Below are 8,999 nucleotides of genomic sequence, written 5' to 3' on the forward strand. Positions count from 1 at the left end.
TGAGCTACCCCCCGAAATTCGGACACTGACATAAGCTATGATTTGCGGTCTGCTGATCTTCGACGAAAAGGAGATCAGAGATGTCGAAACGCAAGCAGCACGCGCCTGAGTTCAAGGCGAAGGTCGCCCTGGAAGCCTTGAAGGGCGAAGAGACCGCAGCCGAGCTGGCAAGCCGGTTCGGAGTTCATCCGACGATGGTTCACCAGTGGAAACGCGCTCTGCTCGAAGGCGCCTCGGGTGTGTTCGAACGCAATGGCCGGAAAAAGCCCGAGATCGACGAGGAGCAGGTGAAGGAGCTCCACGCCAAGATCGGGGAGCTGGCGGTGGCCAACTCTTTTTTGGAAAGAAAGCTGAAGCCCTGGGGCGGGAAGTGAGGCGCGGCATGGTTGAGCCGGATCATCCGGAATTGTCGATCACTCGGCAATGCAAGCTGCTGTCGATCTCACGCTCGTCCTTCTATTACACCCCGAAGGGGGAGACCGCGCAGAACCTGGCCCTCATGCGGCTGATCGACGAACAGTTCCTGGAAACGCCCTTTTTCGGTGTCCGGCAGATGACCTGGCATTTGCGCAACGACGGCCATCTGGTGAACGAGAAGCGGATACGCCGGCTGATGCGGCTCATGGGATTGATGCCGATCTACCAGAAACCCACTACCAGCAGACCGGCGAAGGGGCACAAGACCTATCCCTACCTGCTGAAGGGACTGCGCGTGGAGCGGCCCAACCAGGTCTGGTGCGCCGATATCACTTATGTGCCGATGCGGCGCGGGTTTCTCTACCTGGTTGCCATCATGGACTGGCACACCCGAAAGGTCCTAGCCTGGCGCATCTCGAACACGCTGGAGGCCGATTTCTGCGTCGAGGCGCTGAACGAGGCCATCTACAAGTTCGGGCTGCCGGAAATCATGAATACCGATCAGGGCAGCCAGTTCACCTCTTTCGCCTGGACCGATCGCCTGCGCCACACCGGCGTGCGCATCTCGATGGATGGAAAGGGTCGGTTCCTCGACAATATCTTCATCGAAAGGTTGTGGCGGACCCTGAAATACGAGTGCGTCTACCTGCATGCCTGGGAGACCGGATCAGAAGCGAGGGCGGGCATCCGGAAATGGATGACCTTCTACAACCACCAACGCCCACATTCAGCCCTTGGCGGCAGACCGCCCGCCGTGGTCTATTGGCTGAGAAAAGACGAAACCCAACCCGATCAGCAGGTGCAGAGAGTAGCTTAATTTATGCCAGATCCTGTCCAACGATCGGGGAGCAGCTCACAGTTCGCTCGCAACTATTGTCCCCAACTCGGTTGACGTGGTCGTTTCAGATGTAACGAAGAATGAGCCCGTTGCCGCTTACGGGCGGTCCAAACGTGAAGCGGAAGAGCATGTCGCGAAACTGGCAGAGCGTGGCGTGCTTGCCATCTCATTGCGTCCGCCGCTGGTCGTGGGTGCTGATGCAAAGGGGAATTGGGCCGGGTTGCAGAAACTTGCTGCAACTGGAATCCCGCTTCCATTCGGCGGCATCCATAACGAAAGAAGTTTTATCGGCGTGTGGTCATTAGCTGAAATGATTGCGCATCTTTGCCGTTCCGACTGGCATTCGGAACTGTCGGGTAACTATTGTGTAGCGGATCCGGGATTTTTGTCTCTGCCGGACATTGTCACTGAATTGCGGTCAGGCATGGGCATTCCCGCCCGATTGTTTTCAGTTCCCTCTGCCATCTTCGATTGGGCTGGTGCTCTATCCGGCCGGCGTCGGCAGTTCGCTGGGCTTACCGGGAACCTTCGTGTCGATCCATCCCGTTTTCTGGAACGTTTTGGTTTCAAACCTGCCCTGCCTGTACGCGAGGCTATCCGCCACTCGGGGGCCGATTATATCAGCGGCGCTAAAGGAGGCGCCAGGTGAATCGGATTATTGAGTTCGTTTTGGCGGGCGTCGGCGCGCTCATGGCAGCCCCTGTGATATTGGGTTGTGCTGCTGCCATCCGTCTCACGTCGTCCGGCTCGGCGATTTTCAGGCAAGTGCGCGTTGGCCTAAACGAGCAGCCGTTCACATGCCTTAAATTGCGAACGATGTATCTGAACACGGGAGACGCGCCGAGCCACGAAACAAAGGTTTCGGCCATAACCCCTGTCGGGCATTTTCTGCGGCGTACAAAACTCGATGAACTGCCCCAGCTTTGGAACATACTGAAAGGTGAGATGAGCTTTGTCGGTCCGCGCCCGTGCTTGCCTTCGCAAGTCGAACTGATTGCTGCACGACGCAAGCGAGGCGTTTATGCGATTCGCCCCGGTATCACCGGAGTCGCGCAGGTGGCTGGCGTCGATATGTCGGACCCTGAACGCTTGGCGAAACTGGACGCTGTTTATCTCGCCGAATACTCGCTTATGACCGATCTGAGGCTAATAATGGCCACACTCTTTGGAGCCGGGCGCGGGGATCGGGTTCGATCTTAAAATGGCTATCAGCAATGATCCATGGCTTCAACATAACGTCGGGCGATCCGATCGTAGTCGTATTCTCGCGCGATGTAGGCTTTCCCTTTTGCACCTAAGGCTTGCCGTTCAAATTGCGGCATGAGGAGGAGTTCTTCCAGCCCCTTCCGCACGGCTTCCGGCGTCTCGGCTTTCCGGGCGATACCGCCGCCGGATTCCGATACAGGGTCCCCACAAGGTTCTATCGGGAGGAACACAGGCAGGCCGGCCTGAAGGTAATCGGAGATTTTGTTTGGAGATATTCCATACTCAAAGAGAGAAGGTATATTCCTAAGGCCGGCATAGCCGATATCGGCTAAAGTGAGTAGAAATTCGGCGTTATCCTTTGGAATATGGCCGCAGAAATGCACGTTTCGAATTTGATGTTCATTTGTAATTCTTTGTAGATGCTCTAGCTGATCGCCTTTCCCAGCTATAATCAATCCGTAACCCGTACTGATATTCCCCCTAAATGCATTAATGATTAGATCGATACCGTTAGGACGTCCAATCGAACCAGTGTATACTATAATAAGTTTACCTTGTGATTTCCAACTTCGGACGGCTTCATAAGCTTTTGAAAATTCTTCCGTGGAATTTGTGGGGAATTTTGCTTCGTTTTTGATACCGATACCGTTGGGAACCCAGACAAAAGACTTGTTCCCGTAGCCCCTGGCGGACAGATAGCGGTTCGCGCGTGGTAAGACCGAGGCAACCAGATCGGCATTTTTCAGTGCAAAGCGCTCAGCAAATCCGCACATTTGTACGAATGGATGAAGGCGAGAGGTTCCGAGAATTTCGGTGATGCTCAATGGCCATATGTCCCGAATTTCGAAGACGAGTTTAGCCCCATAACCCTTGGCCAGACTGCGCGCAGGAAAAATCGTGAACGGATGCGGGGAGGAGGCCACAATAACATCGGGCGCGCGCGCTTGTGCTCTAATATCTCGACCGATCGAATAGAGATTTTTAGAGAAATCCCAAATGTTGCCGAGGCGTTCAATGCCGTTTTTGCCATAGGCACGCGCAGGAACAGCGATATAGCGAACGCCACCGACCGAGAAATCGGGTTCGGATATTTGATCTTTTTCAAGAAGATGATGGAAAGCCGCGATGAAGACGGTCACGGAATGGCCCTGCTGTTGCCAATATCGCCCCAGTTGGTAAGGGCGATCATAGGCTCCGATATTGGGTCAGCCTCCATAGTGGTGAATATACCAGATGTTCAATTCGATGACTCTGCAAACTTACGGATAGAACAGGTGCCAGGATCAGGTTGCCTGCAACGATGTTCGCATCGTGGCTAACCGGGCATTTATTCGTTCTGCGGTTATCGTGGCGGCATGAGCCCTTGTCACACCCCAGATTTATCCACGCCCTACACCACTGCTTCATAATCGTGCAAGGCATCTTGAACCGAGGTACGATTATGGAAAACAGTCCCAACCTTCATCTCCCTTATATCATGCCGAGCCAGGCGCAGAAGCATCTTACGCACAATGAGGCGCTCGATGTTCTCGATGCCACGGTGCAACTTACCGTCATTGACCGCGATCTGACCGAGCCGCCGGACACAAATGCGGAAGGCGACCGGTACATTGTTGCGCTTTCCGCCAGTGGTGAATGGCAAGGCCAGGATAGCCGGGTTGCGATATGGCGAGATGGAGCCTGGCAATTTCTGACGGCCGGCATCGGATGGCGGGCCTGGATCGTGGATGAGGAAGTGCTGGTTTACTGGTCTGGTTCCGCCTGGGAAACCTGCCAGAGCCGGATAACCGAACTTCAGAACCTGTCACGGCTCGGCATCGGTGCCAAGGCCGATGCGGTCAACCCGTTTTCTGCCAAGCTCAATACCGCGCTTTGGGGTGCACGGCCGGTGGCGGAAGGTGGCAATGGCGATCTGCGCTATACGATGAACAAGGAAGACACGCCCAATACCCTGTCTCTGTTGATGCAATCGCATTGGTCGGGACGCGCAGAGATCGGGCTGATTAGCGATGAGAACCTCACAATCAAGGTCAGTCCTGACGGAGCGACCTGGATGGAGGCATTGGCGATCGACCGCAATACCGCCAGGATTTCAGCGCCGGCGTCCAATTTCCTCACCGACTACGCTGTGAACCTGTTTGCGGACAGTGGGCGTTTCGCGGGCAATGACGCCCGCGATATTTCGGCTGCGAGTTTCGTGTCTCCGCCCTATCTCCAGTTTCTCAACGGCGCGAATGTCGCGGGCTTTGGCCGATACATCAACAACAGCAGCGACTATGGTGGCACAGCAGGCCCGCTCGTCCCGGAAATCAAGAATCTGATCGACGGGATCCGCGCGCCGAGTCAACGCCGCTACGGCGTGGAGTTTCAGGTCGCATGCGTCACGATGGGCGCGGGATCATCTTATGATCCGGTCATCAGTGGCGGTTCGACCTATTTCACTTGCATGACCCTGAGCTTCGGTCCGCGCGTCCCCAAGATGACGTTCCATTGCTATTTGCGCGCGCTCGACGCGCCGATTGCCTACCGGGCTTTTCCGGGGCAGGCGCTCATCAAGAATGGTGTGCGCAGCACTGGAAACATCTTGATCGATCCGGCGGATGGCTGGGTCTCGATGACTGTGGAAGACGCCCAGAACCCATACGAGAGCAACGGCTACAATCCTACGCCCATGACGGTTCATTCACGGGGCGAGGGCGACCGCCTCCTGCTGGCCTGTCCGGCGCTAATGGGAGGTATAACCAGCATCGACGACAATGTCGGCGTGATTGCCGGCATCAACAGATGGCTGGGTTGAGGCTACGGCGTGCCGAATCCTGATATCATGGTTCCATGAGCCGGAGGGTTTCACCTACACGCTCGTAGCGCTCTCCACTGCGGGGGCAAACAAGGCTATCATCGAGAATTTCACCGGCGCGCGAAACCCAGCCGATTCGACGCGCCGGCACACCGGCCATCAAGGCAAATGCCGGCACATTTTTGGTCACGACCGCGCCGGCTGCAATGAGGCAGTATTCGCCCAGTTCATGGCCGCATACGATGGTCGCGTTGGCGCCGATCGTCGCGCCCCGGCGAACGGGAGTTACGCGGAACTCGTCCTTTCGTTCGACCTCAGCGCGCGGATTGAGCACATTGGTGAAGACGCAGGACGGTCCGCAGAACACGCCTTGCTCGAGTTCCACGCCCTTATAGAGCGAAACATTGTTCTGAATCTTGCAGTTGTCGGCTACGGTGACATCCGGGCCGATCATCACATTCTGTCCGATCGAGCAGTTGGCGCCAATATGACTGCCTTGGAGGATATGGCTGAAATGCCAGATTTTGGTGCCGGCGCCAAGCGTGACGCCATCGTCCACGTAGGAACTTTCGTGAACGAAACTCTTGTTGCTCATCAACGCACGTCCTTCTGCTCTTGCTGATGCTCGAGGTTCTCGCGCAACGCCAATTCCGCCTTCTGAAGTGCGCGCAGCACGCCGAGCCCCTCTATGCCGTCTGTCAGGGGCTTTTGCCGCTGGTCGATGCAGGCGCAAAAATGCATGCATTCATTACGTAGCGGTTCGGAGCGCGGCACAGCCACAAGTTCCGGGTCCGTCTTTTGCGGCATCGGCACTGGCCCACTGGTATCAATCTCGTGACGGTAAAGTTTCAGTTTTGCATTCCAGTCCGGCTCGCTGTCTTCAAAAACGGCCATTGCCTTCTCGCCGATCACGACCAGGCGCTGTTCCTTGAAAGGATGCATCCAGCAAACCTGGATATGACCGCTGCCCCCGCCGGGAAAGTGCATTTGCACGGTAACCATGTCGGCTATGCCGGGGGTGTGCGAGACAGTGCCTTGGGCGCTGACATGAGACGGCTCGCTGCCGAAAAGGCCAAGAAGCATGGATATATCGTGCGGGGCGAATGACCAGAGTACGTTTTCCTCGCGGCGGAATTTTCCGAGGGACATGCGATTGGAATAAACGTAGAGCAGCCGGCCGAATTCACCATCCTCGACCATGGCCCGCAACTTCACATAGACGGGATGATATTGCAGCAGATGCCCGACCATGAGCGTCAAGCCTGAGCGAAGGGCCGTCTCGTGGAGGCTCTCCGCTTCGGCGACGTCGAGCGCCAGCGGCTTTTCGACATAGACATGTTTGCCGGCCTTGAGCGCAGCCATGGCATGGCCGAAATGCATTTCGGCGGGCGAGGCTATCGAGATACCGTCAATATGAGGGTCGGAAAGAACGTCTTCGAAGGCGGCTGCCTTGGCGCCCAGTGTAGCTGCTGCGGCCGCTGCGGCATCCGGGTCGGGATCGACAATTGTGTCGAGAACCCCCAATTCAGAAAAATTGCGGGCAAGATTTCGTCCCCAATAGCCGTAGCCGACATGCGCTATGGATGCCATGAACGTTCAATCCCTATTTCGACTCGGTTGATGTGCTGGCTGTAGCATGACCGTCATTTCAATGGGCCGCCAATACCTTGGCGATGGCCTGTGCCGACTGGCCGTCGCCGTAGGGTTGCGAGTTGGTTCCCTTGGTGCCTATCGCCGCCAGAATGCTGCCCGTGATATCGGCCTTTGCCGGAGAGGCCAGACGGTTCCAGCCCAGTTCGATCAATTCGACCCACTCGGTTTCATCCCGCAACGTGACGCACGGAACCTGATAGAAGAACGCTTCCTTCTGGACGCCTCCGGAATCGGTTGCGATCACCGCAGCCTGCGATTCCAGGGCCACCATGTCGAGATAACCGACCGGCGGGATCGTCTTGACTTTGCTGAAAGCCAATCCCTCTGTGTTCAGTCGCGCTGCCGTGCGGGGATGCAGAGGCAGTATCACGGGTACCTTTAGCGCCACTTGTTCAAGTGCGGTCACAATATTACGGAGGCGTTCCGTATTGTCGGTGTTTTCGGCCCGGTGAACCGTCGCCAGCGCATATCTGCCAGATTCGATGCTATTCGCTGCGAATATGTCTTTGCGCTCGGATGCCGATTGCGCGAACTGCAGCGCGGCGTCGTACATGACATCGCCAACCGGAAAAATGCGCGCATCGCTGATCCCTTCCTGCCGAAGATTGTTCACGGCGGCATCGGTCGAGGTGAACAGCAGATCGGAGAGCTGGTCGGCAATAATTCGATTGATCTCTTCCGGCATCGCCCGGTTGAAGGAGCGCAAGCCAGCCTCGACATGAGCAACAGGGATGTGCAGCTTGGCCGCAGCAAGTGCGCCGGCAAGCGTCGAGTTGGTATCGCCATAAATCAGAACGCGATCCGGCTTCAGCCGCTCCAGCAGCGGTTCCAATTTCTGCAGCATCGCGCCTGTCATGGCGCCGTGCCCGCCGCCATGTATGGCAAGCTGATGGTTTGGTTTGGCGATGCCGAGTTCGTCGAAGAACACGTCCGACATATCGGCATCGAAATGCTGGCCGGTATGAATCAACACCTCCTTTACCGCTCCTGACGCTGCCAGTGCCTTACTTACGGGTGCGACCTTGATGAACTGCGGCCGTGCTCCGACGACGGTGGCGATGGTTTTCATTGGAAAGTGAGGACTCCTGGGAAAATTTTGTCGCGTCAGGCGCGGCGAGCGCCGGATGTCAGTCCTTGGATAGCAGTTTTTCGTACAGATCAAGAAGCTTGCGTTCTTCAATCGACCAGTTGTAACGCCCTTCTACCGCGCGCCTGCCGTTTTCACCCATGCGTCGTGCAAGATCGGGATTTTCAACCAGTCGATCTATGGCGGCCGCGATGGCGGAGGTATCCGCTGGATCGACGCATATGCCACATTCATTGCCCTCTATGATCTCTCGCCACAATGGGAAATTCGAGGCGATGACAGGCAGGCCGGCAGACATATATTCAAACATTTTAATTGGGAGTGCGTCCAAATAGGCTGGTGTCGGATGCAAGGTGACCAATCCTGCCATGGATCGGCTCAAGACGCATTTAATCTCATGGCGAGACAGAAAGCCAAGTTCGTTGACGGCATCCCAACCGGCCAATGTTTCCACGAAAGCTCGCACATCAGCCTCCGAAAACGTACCGGCAAGATTCAACCGCGCGTCCGAACCGCACAAGGCCATGGCGGAAATGATTTCCTTGATACCGCGAGCGGCTGCAATGCCTCCCACATAGCAAACTTTGAGAGCGGCGGTGCAAAATTCGTCCACGGTAGCGGCGGGATAATCCCGCTGCGGGCGGCGTAAAACCCGGCCACCTATTTTCCTTCTGCAACGAGCGCAGGAGGGTTAGGGGATCTACACCGTGGAATTGTATCTGAAGGTTCGTCTGGCTTGCTCGGAAGGAATGAGCCGGCGTCAGGCTGCGAAGCATTTCAACATATCGCGCGACAGCGTGGCCAAGATGCTGTCGTATTCGACGCCGCCGGGCTATCGGCGCCGATCACCGATCCGGAGGCCGAAGCTGGACGCGTTCGTTGCGACCATCGATCGATGGCTGGATGAGGACGTGAAGGTTCCGCGCAAGCAGCGGCACACGGCCAAGCGTGTGTTCGACCGGCTTCGTGACGAATGCGGGTTCACCGGCGGCTACACGATC

Annotated in this window: 9 protein-coding genes and 1 pseudogene; 5 read left to right on the top strand and 5 right to left on the bottom strand. The window is 56.5% G+C overall.

Going from position 1 to position 8,999, the window contains the following annotated elements; translation table 11 throughout:
- Positions 1-80: 80 nt before the first annotated feature.
- The 3 genes from BFN67_RS20220 (at position 81) to BFN67_RS20225 (ending at position 2,455) form a co-directional block, all read left to right on the top strand.
- A protein-coding gene (locus BFN67_RS20220; protein WP_245295242.1) for an IS3 family transposase occupies positions 81-1,234 on the top strand; the annotation gives its coding sequence in 2 pieces (ribosomal slippage) (positions 81-333 and positions 333-1,234; 1,155 coding nt in all).
- A gap of 76 nt (positions 1,235-1,310) precedes the next feature.
- Positions 1,311-1,904 carry a Rossmann-fold NAD(P)-binding domain-containing protein gene (locus BFN67_RS24180; protein WP_139789276.1) on the top strand — a complete coding sequence of 198 codons (594 nt, stop codon included), beginning with the start codon at positions 1,311-1,313 and terminating at the stop codon, positions 1,902-1,904.
- Positions 1,901-2,455, top strand: coding sequence for a sugar transferase (locus tag BFN67_RS20225; RefSeq protein WP_080921296.1), 555 nt, complete (start codon positions 1,901-1,903; stop codon positions 2,453-2,455). The genes BFN67_RS24180 and BFN67_RS20225 overlap by 4 nt, the downstream gene beginning before the upstream one ends.
- A gap of 8 nt (positions 2,456-2,463) precedes the next feature.
- On the opposite strand, the gene BFN67_RS20230 is transcribed toward BFN67_RS20225, so the two are convergent.
- Positions 2,464-3,660, bottom strand: a complete 1,197-nt coding sequence (locus BFN67_RS20230; RefSeq protein WP_342587461.1) for a glycosyltransferase family 4 protein — start codon at positions 3,658-3,660, stop codon at positions 2,464-2,466.
- A gap of 242 nt (positions 3,661-3,902) precedes the next feature.
- On the opposite strand from BFN67_RS20230, the gene BFN67_RS20235 reads away from it, so the two are divergent.
- A complete protein-coding gene (locus BFN67_RS20235) occupies positions 3,903-5,258 on the top strand; it encodes a DUF2793 domain-containing protein (protein WP_158083548.1) in 1,356 nt (451 codons plus the stop codon).
- A gap of 25 nt (positions 5,259-5,283) precedes the next feature.
- On the opposite strand, the gene BFN67_RS20240 is transcribed toward BFN67_RS20235, so the two are convergent.
- The 4 genes from BFN67_RS20240 to BFN67_RS20255 are packed head-to-tail and all read right to left on the bottom strand — an operon-like array spanning position 5,284 to position 8,611.
- The gene (locus BFN67_RS20240; RefSeq protein ID WP_080921299.1) at positions 5,284-5,853 is read right to left on the bottom strand and encodes an acyltransferase; all 570 of its coding nucleotides are present in this window, start codon (positions 5,851-5,853) and stop codon (positions 5,284-5,286) included.
- The gene (locus BFN67_RS20245; protein ID WP_080921300.1) at positions 5,853-6,848 is read right to left on the bottom strand and encodes a Gfo/Idh/MocA family protein; all 996 of its coding nucleotides are present in this window, start codon (positions 6,846-6,848) and stop codon (positions 5,853-5,855) included. The genes BFN67_RS20240 and BFN67_RS20245 overlap by 1 nt, the downstream gene beginning before the upstream one ends.
- Before the next feature lie 58 nt (positions 6,849-6,906).
- Positions 6,907-7,980, bottom strand: a complete 1,074-nt coding sequence (gene wecB, locus BFN67_RS20250; protein ID WP_080921301.1) for a non-hydrolyzing UDP-N-acetylglucosamine 2-epimerase — start codon at positions 7,978-7,980, stop codon at positions 6,907-6,909.
- Positions 7,981-8,038: 58 nt separating this feature from the next.
- Positions 8,039-8,611 (bottom strand): glycosyltransferase, encoded by a 573-nt coding sequence (locus BFN67_RS20255; RefSeq protein ID WP_245295356.1) that lies wholly within the window; start codon positions 8,609-8,611, stop codon positions 8,039-8,041.
- A gap of 94 nt (positions 8,612-8,705) precedes the next feature.
- Here BFN67_RS20255 and BFN67_RS20260 point away from each other — a divergent pair.
- Positions 8,706-8,999, top strand: a pseudogene (locus BFN67_RS20260) (IS21 family transposase); the annotation flags it as partial.

Origin of the sequence: Manganibacter manganicus (assembly GCF_002075885.1) — a bacterium.
Classification (GTDB): domain Bacteria; phylum Pseudomonadota; class Alphaproteobacteria; order Rhizobiales; family Rhizobiaceae; genus Mesorhizobium; species Mesorhizobium manganicum.

Excerpts from the sequence above, each read along its gene's own strand:
- BFN67_RS20245 (WP_080921300.1), bottom strand. The coding sequence starts at position 6,848 with ATGGCATCCATAGCGCATGTCGGCTACGGCTATTGGGGACGAAATCTT.
- BFN67_RS20240 (WP_080921299.1), bottom strand. The coding sequence starts at position 5,853 with ATGAGCAACAAGAGTTTCGTTCACGAAAGTTCCTACGTGGACGATGGC.
- wecB (WP_080921301.1), bottom strand. The coding sequence starts at position 7,980 with ATGAAAACCATCGCCACCGTCGTCGGAGCACGGCCGCAGTTCATCAAG.
- BFN67_RS20235 (WP_158083548.1), top strand. The coding sequence starts at position 3,903 with ATGGAAAACAGTCCCAACCTTCATCTCCCTTATATCATGCCGAGCCAG.